Raw genomic sequence first — 20,821 nt, forward strand, 5'->3', positions numbered from 1 at the left:
GCGGCACAGCTGTTAATGCCGCGTAAGCAGTTGGTTCATTATAGTTAATTAAATGATATTGAAAATGATTATCAATGCCGTAGTTTTTATAAGGTTATTCGGTTTTCGGTTATTGCTGAAATTGTGAGTCTGCTCACCCGGTTAACGCGTTGATTGCCATTCAAAACCAAAGTGCGGCAACCTTCCGAAGGTTACCCGACTGCTTAATTTTTACACTCATCGGGTTGGTGGGAAGCCACCGGCATATAAAAACGATGAGGATGTAAACATGAATCATGCGATTACGATGGGTATTTTCTGGCATCTGATAGGCGCGGCCAGTGCAGCCTGTTTCTATGCCCCGTTTAAACAGGTCAAACAGTGGTCATGGGAAACCATGTGGTCCGTCGGCGGTGTGGTCTCGTGGATAATTCTTCCCTGGACCATCAGCGCCATGCTGCTCCCGGATTTCTGGGGCTACTTCTCCTCCTTTAACGCCTCCACCCTGCTGCCGGTCTTTCTTTTTGGCGCCATGTGGGGCGTCGGTAACATTAACTATGGCCTCACCATGCGCTACCTCGGCATGTCGATGGGCATTGGCATCGCGATTGGTATTACGCTGATTGTTGGCACTCTGATGACGCCGATCCTCAACGGTAACGTCGACGTGCTGATCAACACCAAAGGCGGCCAGATGACGCTGCTGGGCGTGCTGGTGGCCGTCATTGGCGTGGGCATTGTCACCCGCGCAGGGCAGCTGAAAGAGCGCAAAATGGGCATCAGAGCCGAAGAGTTTAACCTGAAGAAAGGCCTGCTGCTGGCGGTGATGTGCGGGATCTTCTCCGCAGGCATGTCATTCGCGATGAACGCCGCCAAACCGATGCATGAAGCTGCTGCCGCACTGGGCGTAGACCCGCTGTACGTGGCACTGCCAAGCTACGTGGTGATCATGGGTGGCGGAGCGGTGGTTAACCTCGGTTTCTGTTTTTTCCGTCTGGCAAACGTGAAGACCTTGTCGCTGAAAGCCGACTTCTCGCTGGCTAAACAGATGATTATCGGGAACGTGCTGCTCTCGGCGCTCGGCGGGCTGATGTGGTATCTCCAGTTCTTCTTCTACGCGTGGGGTCACGCCAGTATTCCGGCGCAGTATGACTATATGAGCTGGATGCTGCACATGAGCTTCTACGTGCTGTGCGGTGGGCTGGTTGGTCTGCTTCTGAAAGAGTGGAACAACGCCGGGCGTCGCCCGGTGGGCGTGCTGAGTCTGGGGTGCGTGGTGATCATTATTGCGGCCAACATTGTGGGTCTCGGCATGGCGAACTGATTACGCCGCGTTACGACTGCGATGACGCCACTGAACCGGCGTCATCCCCACCTCGCGGTTAAAGACCACCGAAAAATAGTTACTGTCCTCAAAGCCGCAGCGCATCGCCACATCGCTGACCATCAGTTCCGTATGCTGAAGCAGGTACTGGGCATGGCAGATGCGCAGCTGGCGCAGATAGTGGTTCACCGTCATCCCGGTCTGGGTGCGGAATTGCTGGCGCAACGCGCGCTCGCTGCACTGCGCCTGCTCACAGAATTTCTCCAGCACAAAGCTTTTGTTAAGGCTGCCCGCCAGGGTGGTAATGAGCTTATCGAGCAGGGCTTCCTGCGCGGTAGCCGACGGGTTATCAATGGCGTAGCGATGGCGCGTCAACGTCATGACCAGCTGGGCGAAAAGCAGTTCTGCCATCTGGTGAGCCTCAGGATCGCTTTTCTGGCTCTCCTGCTCCAGCTGAGAAATCACCTGTCGCACCTGCGTCATGCCGTTACTGCTCAGTCGCCAGTGCGCCGCGCACTTCGTATCATTAAAACCCGGAATGTAAGCCGCCCAGTCGACGTTGAGTTTCAGCCTGTCGGGGCAGTAAATCACGTTCTGCAGGACCAGGTCGTTGACCGAAGCGTAGGCGTGTTTGTCTTCAGCACGGATGTAAAACAGATCCCCACGCGTAATGCGGTAGGGCCGGTCGTTGAGGATATGCAAGCCATTGCCCCGCCACACCAGCACCAGCTCGCAGAACTCATGAGTGTGCTCGGCAAAGACGTTTTGCGGATAGCGATCCGCCACCGCGACGGCCTGGCCGGCGGAGGCAAAAAAATCCACTTTGCGAAGCATTAGCTGAGCAACCACGACACCACCTCGACAGCAAATAACCTGACATTATTAGCGTTTTTGCCCACGGGAAACGGTGACAACCCTCGCGTTACTGCAGTGACGCGTCCTTTCCCTGGCGAATATCGCGCGGTGACCAGCTAAATTCCCGGCGAAACAGGGTCGAAAAGTGGTTACTGTCGCCGAAACCGCAACGATAGGCGATATCCGTGACGCTCTCATCGGTATGACGCAGCAGATGGCGCGCTTTAATCAGGCGCAGACGGTTCAGATAGCGCTGGGGCGTCAGCCCGGTTTGCTGCTTCAGCTGACGATGCAAGGTCCGGAGCGACAGCGAAAAATCATCCGCCAGCGTTTCCCAGCAGACATCCTCGGCGAAATGGTCCTCCAGCCAGGCCATCAGTTGAGTCAAACGCGCATCGTTATTCCCCAGCCCGGCCACCATGCTACTGCGCCGCAGCAGCACCAGCAGCTGCATAAACAGCAGCTCACGCGTGGCGATGACGTGGGTCTCCTGTCCCTCGTCGCGCTGTTCCATCTGGCTCACCAGCTGACGCACCTGCTGCAGCGTGGACTGATTCACCCGCCAGTGCGAAGGATAGATGCCGTCCTTCTCCTGCGGCAGGAGATGGTTCAGCCCGGACAGGAACTGGAACGCATCGGGCGAACGGTAAAGCACGTTAGTCAGGCACAGGTTGTCGGTATGTTCATATAAGTGCCGGTCATGATCGCGCACAAAGCAGACCGTCCCACCACTGATGGTATACGGCTGGCCGTTAAACACATGGATCCCCGTTCCGTGTTCAACAATCACAATTTCGTGAAAATCATGATGATGCTCAGGAAACGCCACCTGAGGGAGTCGCGGTTCAATCGCGACAGACGACCCACCCGAAGGAAAAAAATCCACGCTGTGCAGTACGGTCATAACGGCCCCCACCAATGAGAAATGTTCTCAAAATAGTAATTAAGGCCCCGCCCCCTCACCTTAAATTTTCGACCGTAAACCTCGCAAAAACTGTCCGTTTTTCAAGAAACAGGCTGAAAGATCAGGAAATGCGGTAAGCGTCACACTGCCTGCAAACCCCGTCACGCCTGGAAACTGTGAACTCCCTCACGTTCATCTTTGCTTTCTTGCCAGCCCCGGAAAACCGCTGTCACTGGCGAGAAGGTGGTGATGGGTTCCTTTTTTTACACTCACCGCTAATGACTTTAAGAAGGACACAACCATGACTTTTCGCCATTGCGTGGCTGTAGATCTCGGTGCATCCAGCGGCCGTGTAATGCTGGCCACTTATGACGGCAAGCGGCAGACGCTTTCGCTTCGCGAGATGCACCGCTTTGTTAACTGCCTGCAAAAGCAGGACGGCTGTGAGGTGTGGGATATCGACAGCCTTGAGGCAGCGATCCGCACCGGACTGCAGAAGGTCTGCGATGCGGGGATCCGTATCGACAGTATCGGCATCGATACCTGGGGCGTCGATTATGTACTGCTGGACAGCAACGGTGAACGCGTTGGTTTGCCGATAGCCTATCGCGACAGCCGCACCGACGGCCTGATGGCGCGTGCGATTGCCGGGCTTGGCAAAGAGAATATTTATGGCCGCAGCGGCATTCAGTTCCTGCCATTCAATACGCTCTATCAACTGCGCGCGCTGGTCGAACAGCAGCCGGCGCTGGTTCCCCGCGTGGCGCATGCACTGCTGATCCCGGACTACTTCAGCTACCGCCTGACCGGCAACATGAACTGGGAATACACCAACGCCACCACCACGCAACTGGTGAACATCAACTCCGATAACTGGGATGAACACCTGCTGGCCTGGACCGGGGCTTCACCCTCCTGGTTCGACACGCCGACGCATCCTGGCAATGTGATCGGGCAATGGATGTGCCCGCAGGGTAATGCGATCCCGGTGGTGGCGGTTGCGAGTCACGATACCGCCAGCGCCGTCATTGCGTCACCGCTTGCCGGTAACGACGCGGCCTACCTCTCTTCCGGGACCTGGTCGCTGATGGGCTTTGAGAGCAAAACCCCCTACACCAGCGATGCCGCGCTGGCCGCGAACATCACCAACGAAGGCGGTGCCGAGGGGCGCTACCGCGTGCTGAAGAACATCATGGGTCTGTGGCTGCTCCAGCGCGTGCTTAAAGAGCAGAACATTACCGACCTGCCCGCGCTTATTGCCGACACCGAAAGACTGAAAGCCTGCAGTTTCCTGATCAATCCCAATGATGACCGCTTTATCAACCCGGCGGACATGAGCGCCGAAATCCAGGCCGCCTGCGTCGACGCCGGGCAGCCCGTGCCATCGAAACCGGCAGAACTGGCACGCTGTATTTTCGACAGCCTCGCCCTGCTGTATGCCGAGATCCTGAGCGAGCTGGCCGACCTTCGCGGCCGGCCGTTCACTCAGCTGCATATTGTCGGCGGCGGCTGCCAGAACCAGCTTCTGAACCAGCTCTGCGCCGATGCCTGCGGGATCACCGTGGTGGCGGGCCCGATTGAAGCGTCGACGCTCGGCAATATTGGCATTCAGCTCATGACCCTGGACGAACTCGCCAGCGTGGACGATTTCCGCACGGTGGTGTCGGCGAACGCCACGCTGACCACGTTCATCCCCAATCCCTGCCATGAAATTGCCCGCTATCGGGCGCAGTTTCAGCAAAACCGACTGACTAAGGAGCTTTGCGCATGACCACTCAACTTGAACAAGCCTGGGACCTGGCTAAACAGCGTTACGCCGCCGTCGGCGTGGATGTCGATGAGGCGCTGCGCCAGCTCGATCGTCTGCCGGTCTCCATGCACTGCTGGCAGGGCGACGACGTTGCCGGTTTTGAAAACCCGGGCGGCTCGCTGACGGGGGGCATTCAGGCCACCGGCAACTATCCGGGCAAAGCGCGTAACGCCACCGAGCTGCGCGCCGACCTGGAGCTGGCGCTGAGCCTGATCCCGGGGCCTAAGCGGCTGAACCTGCATGCTATCTATCTGGAATCTGACACGCCGGTCGCGCGTAACGAGATCAAACCTGCGCATTTTAAAAACTGGGTGGCGTGGGCGAAAGCCAACCAGCTGGGCCTGGATTTCAACCCATCTTGCTTCTCGCACCCGCTGAGCGCCGACGGTTTTACCCTTGCCCACGCGAACGACGACATCCGCCAGTTCTGGATTGACCACGTAAAAGCCAGCCGCCGCGTCTCCGCGTACTTTGGCGAGCAGCTCGGCACGCCGTCGGTGATGAACATCTGGATCCCGGACGGCATGAAAGACATCACCGTTGACCGTCTGGCCCCGCGTCAACGCCTGCTGGCGGCGCTGGATGAAGCCATCAGCGAAAAACTGAACCCGGCGCACCACATCGACGCCGTAGAGAGCAAGCTGTTCGGTATTGGTGCGGAGAGCTACACCGTGGGCTCGAACGAGTTTTACATGGGGTACGCCACCAGCCGCCAGACCGCGCTGTGCCTGGATGCCGGCCACTTCCACCCGACGGAGGTGATCTCCGACAAAATCTCCGCCGCCATGCTCTACGTACCCCGCCTGCTGCTGCACGTGAGCCGTCCCGTACGCTGGGACAGCGACCACGTGGTGCTGCTGGATGACGAAACCCAGGCCATTGCCAGCGAAATCATTCGCCACGATCTGTTTGACCGCGTGCACATTGGCCTCGACTTCTTTGACGCCTCCATCAACCGCATCGCAGCCTGGGTGATTGGCACCCGCAACATGAAAAAAGCCCTGCTGCGTGCGCTGCTGGAGCCCACCAGCGCCCTGAAACAGCTGGAAGAGAACGGCGATTACACCGCGCGCCTGGTGCTGCTGGAAGAGCAGAAAACCCTGCCATGGCAGGCGGTGTGGGAGATGTACTGCCAGCGTAACGACACCCCAGCGGGCAGTCAGTGGCTGGATAACGTGCGGATGTATGAGAAAGACGTGCTGAGTCAGCGCGGATAAATATGCCCTCACCCTCTTCCTGTGGAAGAGGCCACTTTTACCCCCTCTCCCTGTGTGAGAGGGCCGGGGTGAGGGAAACGCTCACCGCGATCACGGGAAATGAAACACTATGCAGACCATCACTAACGCCTGGTTCGTCCAGGGCATGATTAAAGCCACCTCCGACGCCTGGCTAAAAGGCTGGGACGAGCGCAACGGCGGTAACCTGACGCTGCGCCTGGATGATGCCGACATTGAACCGTTCGCCGCCGAGTTCCATCAGAAGCCGCGCTATATCGCCCTGAGCCAGCCAATGCCGCAGCTCGCCAGTACGCCGTTTATCGTCACCGGTTCCGGTAAATTCTTCCGTAACGTGCAGCTCGACCCGCAGGCCAACCTCGGGGTGGTGAGAGTGGACAGCGACGGCGCAGGCTATCACATCCTCTGGGGGCTGACGGACGATGCAGTGCCCACGTCTGAACTCCCGGCGCACTTCCTCTCTCACTGTGAGCGTATCAAGGCAACCCACGGCAAAGACCGGGTGATCATGCACTGTCACGCCACCAACCTGATCGCCCTGACCTACGTGCTGGAAAACAGTAGCGACTACCTCACGCGGAAGCTGTGGGAAGGCAGCACCGAATGTCTGGTGGTCTTCCCCGACGGGGTCGGCATTCTGCCGTGGATGGTGCCGGGTACCGACGAAATCGGCCAGGCCACCGCCATCGAAATGCAGTCCCACTCCCTGGTGCTGTGGCCGTTCCACGGGGTATTCGGCAGCGGGCCGACGCTCGACGAAACGTTTGGTCTGATTGATACCGCCGAGAAGTCCGCCGAGGTGCTGGTGAAGGTTCTGTCGATGGGCGGCATGAAGCAGACCATCACCCGGGAAGAGCTGATTGCACTCGGTAAACGCTTTGGCGTCACGCCGATGCAGTCGGCACTGGATTTGTACCCATAGCGGCCCGCGAAAGCGGCTGGAGGCATGATGATCCGCAAAGCATTTGTGATGCAGGTGAACCCTGACGCGCACGACGAGTACGCGCGTCGCCATAACCCCATCTGGCCAGAGCTGGAGGCGGTATTAAAAGACCACGGTGCGCACCACTACGCTATCTATCTCGATGAGGCGCGTAACCTGCTGTTTGCGAGCGTTGAGATTGAATCGGAAGCGCGCTGGAACGCGGTGGCAAAGACCGACGTTTGTCAGCGCTGGTGGAAATACATGGGTGAGGTAATGCCCTCGAACCCCGACAACAGCCCGGTGAGTGCCGAACTGAAAGCGGTGTTTTACCTGCCCTAAAGCGTTAACGCTGCCGCATCCGCGGCAGCGTCCTGCGTTAGTTTGCCTCCACCGCAGCGCGGCGCGCCGCAATCTCCTGCTTACTGCTCAGCGTAAAGGCCGAGACCACCGTAATCGCCAGTACAAAACAGCCCAGCATCAGGTAGGTCTCCTGGAAACCGATCCGGTCATACATATTCCCGGCTAAAGCAGAGAGGAAAATCGCCGCCGACTGTTTGGAAAACTGGAAGCCAATCAGATAGATAGTGGCCGACAGACGGGTATCGAACACGCCGGTGATGTATTTGAACGCCCCCACCAGCAGGAACGGAACCTCCAGCGCGTGCAGCATCTTCAGGGCAATGACCTCCACCGCGGTGGTGGCGAACGACGAGCCGATAATGCGCGTCGCCATAATCAGCCCGGCAATCAGCAGCGTATTCTTCGCGCCGATACGGTTGATGATCCACGGCGAGCAGAACATGATGATCGCGTTGCAAATTTCCCCTGCCGTGGTGGCAAAACCAAAGGCTCGCGTTCCCTCCTGCGGCGTTGCGAAGAAGGTTTTAAAGAAGGTGGCAAACTGCTGGTCAAAAACGTCATACACGCAGGCCACACCGATGACGTACAGAATGAACATCCACATTCTACGCTGACGGAACAGGTTAAAGACCGTCCTGGCGGTGATCTGCGGCTGGTTGGCCCCCAGCGCATTCATCACCTGCGCAGTCTGGTTTGGCTTCGGTTTCGCAACCACCAGCAACAGCATCAGCAGCAGCGCAGCCGCTGATCCCATCCAGAAGACATACGACGGGTCGATGCCAAACAGAATACCGCCCGTTGAAGCGCACAGCCCCCAGCCGAGACAGCCGAACATGCGCGCCTTGCCGTATTCAAACACGCTGTTACGGCTCACGCGTTCGATGTAGGCCTCAATCGCGCCTGAACCTGCGGAGAAGACAAAACCGATATACAGACCGCCGCTCAATGCCCCCAGCCAGATACTGCTTTTCAGCAGTGGCGCAAAGACATACAGGAAGAACGGCGCGAACAGAAACAGCAGCACCGTGATAATCCACAGCAGGTGTTTTTTCAGCCCCAGCTTATCCGAAATGACCCCAAGTACGGGCTGGAAGGCGATGGCCGAAAGCGAGATACAGGAGAATACGATCCCGGTATGGGTTTTGTTCAGGCCGATGACATCCGACAGCCAGATCGGCAGAAACGGAAAGCAGGTGGCCATAATGAAGAAGTAGAGAAAGAAGAACAGCCCGAAGATCCAGAAGTTAGGGTTGTCTTTGTGGGTACAGGTTGTTGTGTTCATTATTTTTATCCTCAACGGAGGGCCAGTCTCCCGGCCCATCACCCTTACACGCGTTCAACGCCAATCAGAATGGCGGTTTCCGGGTCCAGAATCGGCAGTGCGATCCCCGCCTGCATCAGCCACTCACCGCTGGCCGTCTGGGACGTTTCCATCCACGCCGGTAGCTTGCGCATGGTGTGCCCGCCCTCACCGGTGAGTCGAATGTTGGGGTGGTCGAGCAGCGTGATGCGGTACTGCGCCTGCGCGTCGAGCCCCGGCATGCGCAGCGGCATCATGAGCGTGTAATCCGGCATGGCCAGTTGGCTGACCATAAACAACCCCTGCGTTTTGTCTTCGCTCACTATACCCTGCGCCAGCGTGCTGGCATCCGGCATATCCACGCGCCACTGGGTACCGTGATGGATGACTTCCCGCCACTGCTTGTGCAGCGCGGCGTAATGGCGATAGCCTTCACGCTCCTGAGCATCGACGGTGAGCGGGTCAAGCTCCAGTCCCATGTGGCCAAACAGTGCCGTCAGGCCGCGGAAAGCAATGCTGTGCTGGCGGAATGTGGCGTGACATTTATGATGACCGATATGCGCGCCCATCACTTCCGGCGGGAAGAAGTAACTCATGCCACGCTGGATGGTATTGCGCTCCAGCGCGTCGTTGTTGTCAGAGGCCCAGAAGCGGTGGCTGCGGGTCAGGACTTCATAATCGATTCGCCCGCCGCCCGAGGAGCAGGACTCAAATTCAATGTGCGGGAAACGCTCGCCCAGCACGTCTAACAGACGATAAAACTGCCGCGTCTGCGCATCCGCAGCGGCTTTGCCGTGGTGCCCGGGCTGTACCAGTTCGCGGTTCATATCCCACTTAACGTAGTCGATGTCATGTTCGCCCAGCAGCCAGCTCATGCGCTCGACCAGATAATCAAAAGCCTGCGGAATATTCAGGTTGAGCACCAGTTGATGACGGCCCGTTGCCTGGGTGTAGCCCGGCAGCGCCAGCACCCAGTCGGGATGGGCACGATACAGATCTGAGTCCGGGTTAATCATCTCCGGCTCAATCCAGATACCAAATTCCATGCCGCGCTTTTTCACATGGTTAATCACCGGCGTCAGCCCGTCCGGGTATTTTTTCTCGTCCAGGTACCAGTCACCCAGCGCCGCGTGGTCATCGTTACGGCCTTTGAACCAGCCGTCGTCGATGATAAAACGCTCCACGCCCAGCGCCGCAGCCTCATCGGCCATGCGCATGATGTACGCCGGGTCATGGCTGAAGTAGATCCCCTCCCAGGTATTGAGATGTACCGGGCGCGGTTTGTTTTCAGGGAAGCGGATAACGTTGTCGCGCAGATACCGGTGGAACGACTGGCTCATGCCGTTCAGACCCCGTGCGGAGTAGCTCGCATACAGGCGTGGTGTCCAGAGCGTTTCCCCCTCTTCAATCGCCATTTCTCCCGGCAGGTAGAGGGCTTCGGCCTGCAGATAGCGGCGTCCGTCGGTTTTGACTTCCGCACGCAGGCGGTGGTTGCCGCTCCAGCCCAGATGCACGCCCCAGACGTCGCCGTGCATTTCGTTAAATGAGGACGTACCGGCGATCAGCGCCGGGAAGTGTTCGTGAGAGGTCCTGCCGCGGCGGTTTTCAATCACAACGCTGTCGTGTTCAAGCTTCACGCGATGCGGCTGGAACTCACGGATCCAGCGTCCGTGGAACGCCATCACGTCCTGCGCGCGTTCAGCGACCGGTAGCGTCACGGCAAAACGATCAACCTGCCACGCCTGCGCCCGTAGGTTAGTTAAACCGTGACGCACCACCAGTACCCCGCTTGCATCCAGTGCCAGCTCGCTGGTCAGACGCAACCCGGCATGTTCATCTTCCGCCGTTAAGGTCAGGGTTTGTCCCTGGTGCTGCACATGGGTGGTTTTAAAGACAGGCGACCCGTCCAGCCCCTGGCGGTGCCCTTCAATACCGGGCGAACCAAACAGACCGTGTCCCAGCTCCGCCATCAGCGTCACCGGGGCGTCAACGTCGAGCCTGCCGTTCGCCACAGGACGAGACAGACTTACCACATCTTGCGGTGAAAAGTGGTGAAGGTGCGGCCCCCAGTAGAGAATTTCGGCGAACGGGTGCGTGGTTATCACCAGGTCAACCGCCTTACTTTCGAGTCGAAAAATGGAATCGTGCATCAGACCTCTCCTGTCATCGGGATGATCTGAGTGTTGATCCGAAACGTTTCGGATACAAACCAAAACGTTTCGGATCTGTGATCGGCTTTGGAATTTTGCTGTGTTTAGGCCGTCTGGCCCGGGAAGAACTCTGGCTGCCAGAGCACCTGAAGCTGAGCGATATCGTCGCCGTTAATCAACTGACGCACCATGTCAGCGATCTGTTTCCCGACACCCTGGCGGGTGGACTGAATAACCGCCGCCACATCAACATCGACAATGCTGTCCTGCGGTAAGCCGTCGTAAACCACCAGCGAAACGGCGTTTTCACCGCAGAGAAGACCCCGCTGCGCCAGCGCCATGGCCGCGCCGTCGCCGTGAGTGTTGCAGTCGGTAATGATGGCCGTGGGGGGCTGCGGCAAGGAGAGAAGTTCATTCGTCGTGGCGTAACCCACGCGGCGCGAAGGCGGCATGGCGCGCAGCCATTCGCTGGATAACCCGGCTTCGCGTAGCGCATCCAGAAAACCCTGGCGGCGCTGGGTGATGAAGGCCTGATTGTTGCTTTCGCCCAACAAGGCGATACGGCGATGTCCCTTTTCAATCAGCCAGCGGGTGGCATTATACGTGCCGGCATAGTTGTCGAAATCAAACCACGCATAGGGCTGCGGCAGCTGGCTGCGCCCGAGCGCGAGAAAGGGAAAACCGGCGGCCTGAAGCTGTTCCAGCCGCGGGTCATGATCCAGCGTGTGCGCCACAATCAGCGCATCCACGCGACGACTTTGCACCATACGCATATAGCTGTGCTTGTCCGCCAGATCGTCATCGGCAATCAGCAGGAGATCGATTTCATGTCGCGCCAGTTCGTGGCTAATTTCGCCGACCATGTCCATAAAGACGCTGTTATTGAGCGGAACAGGATGCACCGGAAAAACCAGACCCACGGCGTCGATTTTGCCCATCTTCAGGCGACGCGCAAAGGTGTTTGGCCGGTAGCCACGGCGCTGAGCCTCCGCTTCGACGCGGGCGCGCGTCTCGCGGGAGACATCGTCATACCCGTTAAGGGCGCGGCTGACGGTGGTAACAGACAGCCCCAGTTCTTTGGCAATGGCTTTAAGCGACATGATTTTCCGTATCTGCGTTAATTTTGTTCAGCCACCAGAAGCGCGTGCGTATCCGGCTCCAGGGCCTTAAAGATATGCGGCTGGTCAGCGGGATAGCAAATGTAATCCCCCGGGCCAAGCTCTTCCGCCGCGTCGATCAGACCAACCAGCGCTCTACCCTGCGTCACAATAATATGCTCCACTGAGCCTGCCGGATGTGGCTGAGAAATGCGGTCGGCACCCGGCTGGGTGAGTAACAGGTAGATGTCACGACGCGCGCCCGGCGGGCACGCCGCCAGCAAAATGGCTTCATAGTTGGCCTGTCCGGCAACCACCTTCGTTCCTTCTCCACGGCGGATCACCTGAGTGGTCGGCTGCTGCGGTTCGAGCAAACGGGCAAAAGGAATGTCCAGCGCCACACAGAGTGACCAGAGCGTCTCCAGGCTGGGATTCCCGTTGCCGGACTCCAGCTGCGACAGCGTGGATTTAGCGATCCCGGCACGGCGCGCGATTTCCGCCAGTGAAAGTCCGGTTCGCAGGCGTTCTCGCACCAGACTTTTAGCGATCACGCTGATTGGCTGCGTCATAAAAACGGCCCCTTTGTTCTATAAATCGAACGAATCGTTCGTCTTGAAAAACGGTTCTGATGCGTTCATTATAATGGAAATACGTTCGATATGGCTAAAATTGTATGAAGCATCATCTCTCAACCCTGAAAGGCGACACGATAAAAGCAATCATCCTGGTGTGTCTCGCGGTAGGCGTCGTCGGGATGTCCTATGGCTCGCTGGCAATGGCCTACGGTTTCCCGGTCTGGGTCCCGTTTTTACTCTCCATTACCGTGCTGGCGGGTGCCTCTGAATTTATGTTTATCGGCATTGTGGCAAGCGGCGGTAACCCTCTGGCGGCGGCTGCTGCCGGATTACTGGTTAATGCACGCCATGTACCGTTTGGGGTGACGGTGCGTGAACTGGTGGGTAAACGTGGCCTGAGTTTTCTGGGTTGCCACATCATGAACGACGAAAGCGTGGTATTCGGGTTGTCGCAAAAAACGCCCGAACAGCGTAAGGCGGCATACTGGTTATGCGGATTAGGCGTGGCGATCGTCTGGCCGCTGGGTACATTGCTGGGCACCATGGTTGGCAAACTGTTGCCGGACCTTGAAACCATCGGGCTGGATGCGGTATTCCCGGCGATTTTACTGGCGTTAGTGGTGCCGGCTTTTAAAAATCGCACCACCCTGATCCGCGCCTGCAGCGGTGCTGCATTGTCACTGGCCGCCGTGCCGTTTGCCCCGGTGGGTTTACCGGTTCTGCTCTCTTTACTGGGTCTTGCTGCGAGGAAAAAATAATGGGGAATATGACGGTCTTTATTCTCGGTATCGCCCTTCTTTCTGTGGGAACCTATTTAATGCGTCTCGGCGGGGCAAAACTCGGCAACCGACTGGCGCTGTCAGACCGCTCTCAGGCTCTGCTTTCAGATGCGGCAACGGTTTTGCTGTTTTCCGTCGCGCTGGCGACCACCTTCTATGAAGGTGAGCATTTTGCCGGTATGGCGCGCGTACTGGGCGTGGCGTTTGCAGTGTTTCTGGCATGGCGAAAAATGCCGTTAATTGTGGTGATCGTGGCGGCAGCGGTCGTGACTGCATTGCTGCGTCTGGCGGGTATCCAATAAAAAAAAGCGCCCCGGGGGCGCTCTTTCGACGGTGTGGCAGCTTATTTGTTCAGTTCAGCGGTCATGTGTACGCGGTTACCGGTAAACGCCTGGGTAATTTTATAAGATGACGCGCCCGCTTCCTGAGCCTGTGCAGCAATTTTGGCTTCTGCGCCATCAATGGTAGTGGCGGTTGCGGTCACAGTCTGTGCAGCGAAAGAACCGAAAGATGTAGCCAGAGCGATTACTGCGACAAAAGTTTTGATGCTTTTCATGATATAAACCCTTTCAATTAGTTGTTTTTTTAAGGCGCCGTGCCTTGATGAGATAAATAGTAGACCTCATCATGAACAACTAAAAGCGGAAGGATTTGCTATTCTTTTTCAAATTTACTGATCAACTATTAATCGCTGCGGATGGGTATAAATCGTCGCCCTTCCCGGCTTACAAAATCCCACCAGCGTCAGGTTACAGCGCTCCGCCACTTCTACCGCCAGCGTGGTCGCGGCCGATACGGCAAAAAGGATTTCAACGCCGCACATCGCCGACTTTTGCACCATCTCGTAGCTGGCGCGGCTGGAGACCAGTGCCGCCCCCTGCTGCCAGAGGTCGCTTTCGCGCGCCCGGCGGCCCATCAGTTTATCCAGCGCCACATGGCGGCCGACATCCTCATGTCCGCCGGCAATATCGCCCGATGGCAGAACCCATGCCGCCGCATGCGTGCATCCGCTCAGCTGGCCGACAGGTTGCACGTCATTCAGATGTTCAAGGGCATGGTCGAGATGGGCCAGATTGAAGGTCTGGGTAAACGGCAGAGGTGCGACAGGCTTACCGATATCATTGAGCTGCTCTACCCCGCAAACCCCGCATCCGGTACGCCCGGCCAGCGCGCGTCGCCGCTCTTTGAGCCCCATAAACCGGCGGCTTGAGAGTTCGATTTGCACTTCAAGGCCGTTGCAGACCTTCACCACATCCATGCCGTAAATCTCTTGCGGGTGCTCAATGATGCCTTCCGAGAGGGAAAAACCAATCGCGAACAGCTCCAGATCTTTCGGCGAGGCCATCATCACCACATGGGAAATACCGTTGTAAACCAGAGCAACGGGCACTTCCTCCGCCAGAAAATCAGGCGTGGTGTGGGTAATGTGGGGCGGTCTGTGTACCGACAGTTCCACGATACCGGCAGGCAGTGGCGACGAGTGGGTAACACGGTTTTGTTTAGACACAGCGGTATTCCTGAACAACCACGGAGGTGAGCCTGCTATTGCATCACAAACCGCAGGCCATACGCATAGTATGGATCAACTTTTCAGCACCCATCCTCATCAAGTTTACCTACTCATTTGGGAGAGGCGCAACCGAGGCGGTGATACAGCCCTTTAACATGCCCGGGCAATAATGTGACTCGTGTCACACTTTATAATCAACACAGTGATAATACGTTCACTTTGTATTAACGCCATTGGAACAGGCGTACCGACATTGTGGTATTCTGATGATATCCCTCGTAGAACTGAGGGATTAACGCAAATTTTTCTCCTTTGCGGTCACCGTTCAACCGCGAAGTCAAAACTACATATGTAAGCAATGTCGAAACAAGGAGTGACCCATGCAGGTCAGCAGAAGGCAGTTCTTTAAGATCTGCGCTGGCGGTATGGCAGGCACCACGGCGGCGGCACTGGGTTTTGCACCCGGTGTAGCGCTGGCGGAGACGCGGCAATATAAACTGCTGCGCACCCGTGAAACCCGTAATACCTGTACGTACTGCTCTGTCGGTTGCGGGCTGTTGATGTATAGCCTCGGCGACGGTGCTAAAAACGCCAAAGCGTCTATCTTCCATATCGAAGGTGACCCGGACCATCCGGTCAACCGCGGTGCGCTGTGCCCGAAAGGTGCCGGCCTGGTTGACTTTATCCACTCCGAAAGCCGCCTGAAATTCCCTGAATATCGTGCGCCAGGTTCCGATAAATGGCAGCAAATCAGCTGGGAAGACGCATTTGACCGCATCGCTAAACTGATTAAAGAAGACCGCGATGCCAACTTTATTGCGAAGAACGCTGAAGGCGTCACCGTCAACCGCTGGCTCTCCACCGGGATGCTGTGTGCGTCTGCTTCCAGTAACGAAACCGGCTATTTAACCCAGAAATTTACGCGTGCACTCGGTATGCTCGCGGTCGACAACCAGGCGCGTGTCTGACACGGACCAACGGTAGCAAGTCTTGCTCCAACATTTGGTCGCGGTGCGATGACCAACCACTGGGTCGACATCAAGAACGCCAACCTTATCGTGGTGATGGGCGGTAACGCCGCTGAAGCGCACCCTGTCGGGTTCCGCTGGGCGATGGAAGCCAAAATCCACAACGGTGCGAAACTGATTGTGATCGATCCCCGCTTTACGCGTACTGCGTCAGTGGCGGATTTCTACACCCCTATTCGTTCAGGTACTGACATCACTTTCCTGTCAGGCGTATTGCTGTACCTGATGACCAACGAAAAATATAACCGCGAATACACCGAAGCCTATACCAACGCCAGCCTGATCGTGCGTGAGGATTACCACTTCGAAGATGGACTGTTCAGCGGTTATGACGCCGAAAAACGCAAATACGACAAGACCAGCTGGAACTATGAGCTGGACGAGAAAGGCTTTGCGAAGCGTGATACGACGCTGCAGCATCCGCGCTGCGTGTGGAACCTGCTGAAAGAGCACGTTTCCCGCTACACGCCGGACGTTGTCGAAAACATCTGTGGTACGCCGAAGGAAGACTTCCTGAAGGTGTGCGAGCTTATCGCCGAAACCAGCGCGAAAGACAAAACGGCGTCGTTCCTCTACGCACTCGGGTGGACCCAACACTCTGTCGGCGCGCAGAACATCCGTACCATGGCGATGGTTCAGCTGCTGCTCGGCAACATGGGGATGGCAGGCGGCGGCGTGAACGCCCTGCGTGGTCACTCCAACATTCAGGGTCTGACCGACCTTGGTCTGCTGTCTCAAAGCCTGCCAGGTTACATGAACCTGCCAAGCGAAAAACAGACCGACCTGCAAACCTACCTCACAGCCAGTACGCCTAAACCGCTGCTCGAAGGTCAGGTGAACTACTGGGGCAACTATCCGAAGTTCTTCGTCTCGATGATGAAAGCCTTCTTCGGTGACAAAGCGACAGCGGAAAACAGCTGGGGCTTTGACTGGCTGCCGAAGTGGGACAAAGGTTACGACGTTCTGCAGTACTTCGAGATGATGCATCAGGGCAAGGTGAATGGCTATCTGTGCCAGGGCTTTAACCCGGTCGCCTCATTCCCGAACAAGAACAAGGTGGTTGAATCGCTGTCGAAACTGAAGTTCCTGGTGACGATTGACCCACTCAACACCGAGACGTCGACCTTCTGGCAGAACCACGGTGAGTCGAATGACGTTGACCCATCGAAGATTCAGACTGAAGTGTTCCGTCTGCCTTCTACCTGCTTCGCGGAAGAGAACGGTTCCATCGTGAACTCTGGCCGCTGGCTGCAGTGGCACTGGAAAGGTGCGGACGCCCCGGGCATCGCCATGAACGACGGCGAGATCCTGGCCGGTATCTTCTTACGCCTGCGTAAGATGTATGCGGCAGAAGGCGGTGCGAACCCGGAACCGGTGCTGAACATGACCTGGAACTACTCGACGCCGGAAAACCCAGCGCCGGAAGAAGTGGCGATGGAGAGCAACGGTAAAGCGCTGGCAGATGTTATCGACCCGGCCACCGGAACGGTGCTGGCGAAGAAAGGCGATCAGCTCAGTACCTTCGCGCACCTGCGTGATGACGGCACGACCGCCAGTGGCTGCTGGATCTTTGCCGGTAGCTGGACGCCGAAAGGTAACCAGATGGCCAACCGCGATAATGCTGACCCGTCAGGACTCGGCAATACGCTGGGCTGGGCCTGGGCATGGCCGCTGAACCGCCGCATTCTCTACAACCGTGCTTCCGCTGACCCGCAGGGTAATCCGTGGGATCCGAAGCGTCAGTTGCTGAAATGGGACGGCGCGAAATGGGGCGGTGTGGATATTCCGGACTACAGTACTGCCCCTCCAGGCAGCGATGTCGGGCCGTTTATCATGCAGCCTGAAGGGATGGGACGCCTGTTTGCTATCGATAAGATGGCGGAAGGGCCATTCCCGGAACACTACGAGCCGTTTGAGACGCCGCTGGGCACCAACCCGCTGCACCCGAACGTGGTCTCTAACCCGGCAGCCCGCATCTTTAAGGGCGATTTCGACGCGCTGGGTAAAAAAGACAAGTTCCCGTATGTGGGCACCACTTACCGTCTGACCGAACACTTCCACTACTGGACCAAGCACGCGCTGCTTAACGCTATCGCGCAGCCGGAACAGTTTGTGGAGATCGGCGAGAAGCTGGCGAACAAGCTCGGCATTGCCCATGGCGATACCGTGAAGGTCTCTTCTAACCGTGGCTACATCAAGGCCAAGGCGGTGGTGACCAAGCGTATTCGCACGCTGAACGTTCACGGTCAGCAGGTGGATACCATCGGTATTCCGATTCACTGGGGTTATGAGGGCGTGGCGAAGAAAGGGTTCATTGCGAACACCCTGACGCCGTTCGTCGGTGATGCGAACACGCAGACGCCGGAGTTTAAGGCCTTCCTCGTGAACGTGGAAAAGGTGTAACGGAGACGACTTATGGCTTATCAATCTCAAGACATTATCCGTCGTTCCGCGACTAACGGTTTCACGCCCGCGCCTCAGGCGCGGGACCACCAGCAGGAAGTGGCGAAGCTTATCGACGTGACCACCTGTATCGGCTGTAAAGCCTGCCAGGTGGCCTGTTCTGAGTGGAACGACCTCCGTGATGAAGTGGGTCACAACGTCGGGGTGTACGACAACCCGGCTGACCTGACCGCCAAGTCCTGGACGGTGATGCGTTTCTCGGAAGTGGAACAGAACGACAAACTGGAATGGCTTATCCGCAAAGATGGCTGTATGCACTGTGCGGATCCGGGCTGCCTGAAGGCATGTCCGTCAGAAGGGGCTATCATTCAGTATGCTAACGGTATCGTCGACTTCCAGTCCGAGCAGTGCATTGGCTGCGGCTACTGCATAGCGGGCTGCCCGTTCGATGTCCCTCGCATGAACCCGGAAGACAACCGCGTCTACAAATGCACGCTGTGCGTAGACCGCGTAAACGTCGGCCAGGAGCCTGCGTGCGTGAAAACCTGTCCGACGGGCGCTATCCACTTTGGTTCCAAAGAGGATATGAAAACGCTGGCGGCTGAACGCGTGGGCGAACTGAAAACCCGTGGCTACGACAACGCAGGCCTGTACGATCCGGCCGGCGTGGGCGGCACGCACGTGATGTATGTGCTGCACCACGCAGACAAGCCGAATCTGTATCACGGCCTGCCGGAGAACCCGGAAATCAGCGCGACCGTGAAGTTCTGGAAAGGCATCTGGAAACCGCTGGCAGCGGTGGGTTTTGCTGCCACCTTCGCAGCGAGCATTTTCCACTATGTCGGTGTCGGTCCGAACCGCGCGGAAGAGGAAGACGACAACCTGCATGAAGAGAAAGACGAGGTGCGCAAATGAAAAAACGTGACACCATCGTGCGCTATACCGCGCCGGAACGCATCAACCACTGGGTCACCGCCTTCTGCTTCATGCTGGCGGCGATAAGCGGGCTGGGGTTCTTCTTCCCCTCCTTCAACTGGCTGATGCAGATCATGGGGACACCACAGCTGGCGCGTATACTGCACCCGTTTGTTGGCGTCATCATGTTCGCGTCGTTCATCATCATGTTTTTCCGATACTGGCACCATAACCTAATCAATCGGGATGATATCTTTTGGGCGAAGAATATTCGTAAGATCGTCGTCAACGAGGAAGTGGGTGATACCGGGCGTTATAACTTCGGCCAGAAGTGCGTATTCTGGGCGGCGATTATCTTCCTGGTCCTGTTGCTGGTGAGCGGCGTGATCATCTGGCGTCCGTATTTTGCGCCTGCTTTCTCAATCCCGGTGATCCGATTCGCGCTGATGCTGCATTCATTTGCCGCAGTGGCGTTAATTGTGGTTATCATGGTGCATATTTACGCCGCCCTTTGGGTGAAAGGCACCATTACCGCGATGGTGGAAGGCTGGGTAACCAGTACGTGGGCGAAGAAACATCACCCGCGCTGGTACCGAGAGGTCCGCCAGAAACAGGAAAAGTCATCTGAATGAGTATTCGCATAATCCCGCAAGATGAGCTGGGTTCGAGCGAGAAACGCACGGCGGATTATATTCCGCCGTTGTTATTCCCCAGACTCAAGAACCTCTATAACCGCCGCGCAGAGCGTCTGCGCGAGCTGGCAGAGAACAACCCACTGGGTGATTTTCTGCGTTTTGCCGCGCTGGTTGCCCATGCGCAGGAAGTGGTGCTCTACGACCACCCGCTGCAAATTGACCTGACCGCGCGCATCAAAGAGGCCAGCGAGCAGGGTAAGCCTCCGCTGGATATTCACGTTCTGCCGCGCGATAAGCACTGGCATACGCTGCTGCACTCCCTGATTGCCGAGCTGAAACCCGAGATGAGCGGTACCGCGCTGGCGGTCATTGAGAATCTGGAAAAAGCCTCCGATCAGGAGCTGGAAGAGATGGCGAGCGCGCTGTTTGCGTCCGATTTCTCCCTGGTCAGCAGCGACAAAGCGCCGTTCATCTGGGCGGCGTTGTCGCTTTACTGGGCGCAAATGGCCAGCCTGATCCCGGGTAAAGCCCGCGCCGAATACGGCGAAGCGCGTCAATTCTGCCCGGTATGCGGCTCAATGCCGGTGTCCAGCATGGTGCAGATCGGTACCACTCAGGGGCTGCGTTATCTGCACTGCAACCTGTGTGAAACCGAGTGGCACGTGGTGCGCATTAAATGCAGCAACTGCGAACAGACGCGCGATCTCAACTACTGGTCGCTGGAAAATGAAGACGCGGCGGTCAAAGCTGAAAGCTGCGGTGACTGCGGTACCTACCTGAAGATCCTTTATCAGGAAAAAGACCCGAAAGTCGAAGCCGTCGCCGACGATCTCGCCTCGCTGATTCTGGACGCCAAAATGGAGCAAGAGGGCTTTGCCCGCAGCTCTATTAACCCGTTCCTGTTCCCGGGTGAAGGGGAGTAATCCCCACTCACAGTGCCGGGCAACGTTGGTTTGCCCGGCCTGTATCTGGTTGACTGCAACATCCTCGCCTTCCTCTCGCATATCTTCCAGCATCACTGTTCAGGCAAACTACAC

General features: G+C 57.2%; 19 protein-coding genes. 11 read left to right on the forward strand and 8 right to left on the reverse strand.

The window, feature by feature from the left end; genetic code table 11:
- The first annotated feature begins 268 nt into the window (after window positions 1-268).
- Window positions 269-1,303 carry an L-rhamnose/proton symporter RhaT gene (rhaT, locus tag L462_RS05020; RefSeq protein WP_020883962.1) on the forward strand — a complete coding sequence of 345 codons (1,035 nt, stop codon included), beginning with the start codon at window positions 269-271 and terminating at the stop codon, window positions 1,301-1,303.
- Here the strand turns inward: rhaT and rhaR are convergent, their stop codons facing one another.
- Together rhaR and rhaS are read right to left on the reverse strand one after the other, a co-directional pair.
- A complete protein-coding gene (gene rhaR / locus L462_RS05015; protein ID WP_014172216.1) occupies window positions 1,304-2,152 on the reverse strand; it encodes an HTH-type transcriptional activator RhaR in 849 nt (282 codons plus the stop codon).
- 73 nt (window positions 2,153-2,225) lie between these two features.
- A complete protein-coding gene (rhaS, locus tag L462_RS05010) occupies window positions 2,226-3,062 on the reverse strand; it encodes an HTH-type transcriptional activator RhaS (protein WP_025202747.1) in 837 nt (278 codons plus the stop codon).
- Window positions 3,063-3,363: 301 nt separating this feature from the next.
- Here rhaS and rhaB point away from each other — a divergent pair, with 301 nt between their 5' ends.
- From rhaB to rhaM, 4 genes are all read left to right on the forward strand, one after another.
- Window positions 3,364-4,833 carry a rhamnulokinase gene (rhaB, locus tag L462_RS05005; RefSeq protein ID WP_032679247.1) on the forward strand — a complete coding sequence of 490 codons (1,470 nt, stop codon included), beginning with the start codon at window positions 3,364-3,366 and terminating at the stop codon, window positions 4,831-4,833.
- Entirely contained in the window at window positions 4,830-6,089 is a 1,260-nt protein-coding gene (gene rhaA, locus L462_RS05000; RefSeq protein ID WP_020883965.1) for an L-rhamnose isomerase, read from the forward strand. The genes rhaB and rhaA overlap by 4 nt, the downstream gene beginning before the upstream one ends.
- A gap of 109 nt (window positions 6,090-6,198) precedes the next feature.
- On the forward strand, window positions 6,199-7,029 hold the full coding sequence (gene rhaD / locus L462_RS04995; RefSeq protein WP_014172220.1) for a rhamnulose-1-phosphate aldolase: 831 nt from the start codon (window positions 6,199-6,201) through the stop codon (window positions 7,027-7,029).
- A gap of 27 nt (window positions 7,030-7,056) precedes the next feature.
- Window positions 7,057-7,371, forward strand: coding sequence for an L-rhamnose mutarotase (rhaM, locus tag L462_RS04990; RefSeq protein WP_032679248.1), 315 nt, complete (start codon window positions 7,057-7,059; stop codon window positions 7,369-7,371).
- Window positions 7,372-7,408: 37 nt separating this feature from the next.
- Here the strand turns inward: rhaM and L462_RS04985 are convergent, their stop codons facing one another.
- The 4 genes from L462_RS04985 to L462_RS04970 all read right to left on the reverse strand — a co-directional run bounded on the left by L462_RS04985 (window position 7,409) and on the right by L462_RS04970 (window position 12,508).
- Entirely contained in the window at window positions 7,409-8,674 is a 1,266-nt protein-coding gene (locus L462_RS04985) for an MFS transporter (RefSeq protein WP_032679249.1), read from the reverse strand.
- A 44-nt stretch (window positions 8,675-8,718) separates the two neighbouring features.
- Window positions 8,719-10,842: an alpha-galactosidase gene (locus tag L462_RS04980; RefSeq protein WP_032679251.1), complete on the reverse strand. Its 2,124-nt coding sequence runs from the start codon at window positions 10,840-10,842 to the stop codon at window positions 8,719-8,721.
- A gap of 104 nt (window positions 10,843-10,946) precedes the next feature.
- Window positions 10,947-11,942, reverse strand: a complete 996-nt coding sequence (locus L462_RS04975) for a substrate-binding domain-containing protein (RefSeq protein WP_032679253.1) — start codon at window positions 11,940-11,942, stop codon at window positions 10,947-10,949.
- Window positions 11,943-11,959: 17 nt separating this feature from the next.
- Window positions 11,960-12,508 (reverse strand): helix-turn-helix domain-containing protein, encoded by a 549-nt coding sequence (locus L462_RS04970; protein ID WP_014172225.1) that lies wholly within the window; start codon window positions 12,506-12,508, stop codon window positions 11,960-11,962.
- A 104-nt stretch (window positions 12,509-12,612) separates the two neighbouring features.
- On the opposite strand from L462_RS04970, the gene L462_RS04965 reads away from it, so the two are divergent.
- Window positions 12,613-13,272, forward strand: a complete 660-nt coding sequence (locus L462_RS04965; RefSeq protein ID WP_014172226.1) for an AzlC family ABC transporter permease — start codon at window positions 12,613-12,615, stop codon at window positions 13,270-13,272.
- Window positions 13,272-13,595, forward strand: a complete 324-nt coding sequence (locus L462_RS04960; protein ID WP_020883971.1) for an AzlD domain-containing protein — start codon at window positions 13,272-13,274, stop codon at window positions 13,593-13,595. Before L462_RS04965 ends, L462_RS04960 begins: the two co-directional genes overlap by 1 nt.
- 41 nt (window positions 13,596-13,636) lie before the next feature.
- On the opposite strand, the gene L462_RS04955 is transcribed toward L462_RS04960, so the two are convergent.
- Window positions 13,637-13,849: a YdgH/BhsA/McbA family protein gene (locus L462_RS04955; RefSeq protein WP_020883972.1), complete on the reverse strand. Its 213-nt coding sequence runs from the start codon at window positions 13,847-13,849 to the stop codon at window positions 13,637-13,639.
- A 114-nt stretch (window positions 13,850-13,963) separates the two neighbouring features.
- Window positions 13,964-14,800: a formate dehydrogenase accessory sulfurtransferase FdhD gene (fdhD, locus tag L462_RS04950; protein ID WP_032679255.1), complete on the reverse strand. Its 837-nt coding sequence runs from the start codon at window positions 14,798-14,800 to the stop codon at window positions 13,964-13,966.
- Between the two features lie 383 nt (window positions 14,801-15,183).
- Here fdhD and fdnG point away from each other — a divergent pair, with 383 nt between their 5' ends.
- From fdnG to fdhE, 4 genes are read left to right on the forward strand one after another with little or no spacing between them, the layout of a single operon-like run.
- A complete protein-coding gene (fdnG, locus tag L462_RS04940) occupies window positions 15,184-18,234 on the forward strand; it encodes a formate dehydrogenase-N subunit alpha (RefSeq protein WP_088202997.1) in 3,051 nt (1,016 codons plus the stop codon).
- Between the two features lie 12 nt (window positions 18,235-18,246).
- Window positions 18,247-19,149, forward strand: a complete 903-nt coding sequence (gene fdxH, locus L462_RS04935) for a formate dehydrogenase subunit beta (protein WP_014172231.1) — start codon at window positions 18,247-18,249, stop codon at window positions 19,147-19,149.
- Window positions 19,146-19,781, forward strand: a complete 636-nt coding sequence (fdoI, locus tag L462_RS04930; protein WP_014172232.1) for a formate dehydrogenase cytochrome b556 subunit — start codon at window positions 19,146-19,148, stop codon at window positions 19,779-19,781. Before fdxH ends, fdoI begins: the two co-directional genes overlap by 4 nt.
- A complete protein-coding gene (fdhE, locus tag L462_RS04925; protein WP_014172233.1) occupies window positions 19,778-20,707 on the forward strand; it encodes a formate dehydrogenase accessory protein FdhE in 930 nt (309 codons plus the stop codon). Before fdoI ends, fdhE begins: the two co-directional genes overlap by 4 nt.
- Window positions 20,708-20,821: the final 114 nt, after the last annotated feature.

Origin of the sequence: Enterobacter sp. BIDMC 26, from assembly GCF_000534435.1 — a bacterium.
GTDB lineage: Bacteria > Pseudomonadota > Gammaproteobacteria > Enterobacterales > Enterobacteriaceae > Enterobacter > Enterobacter ludwigii.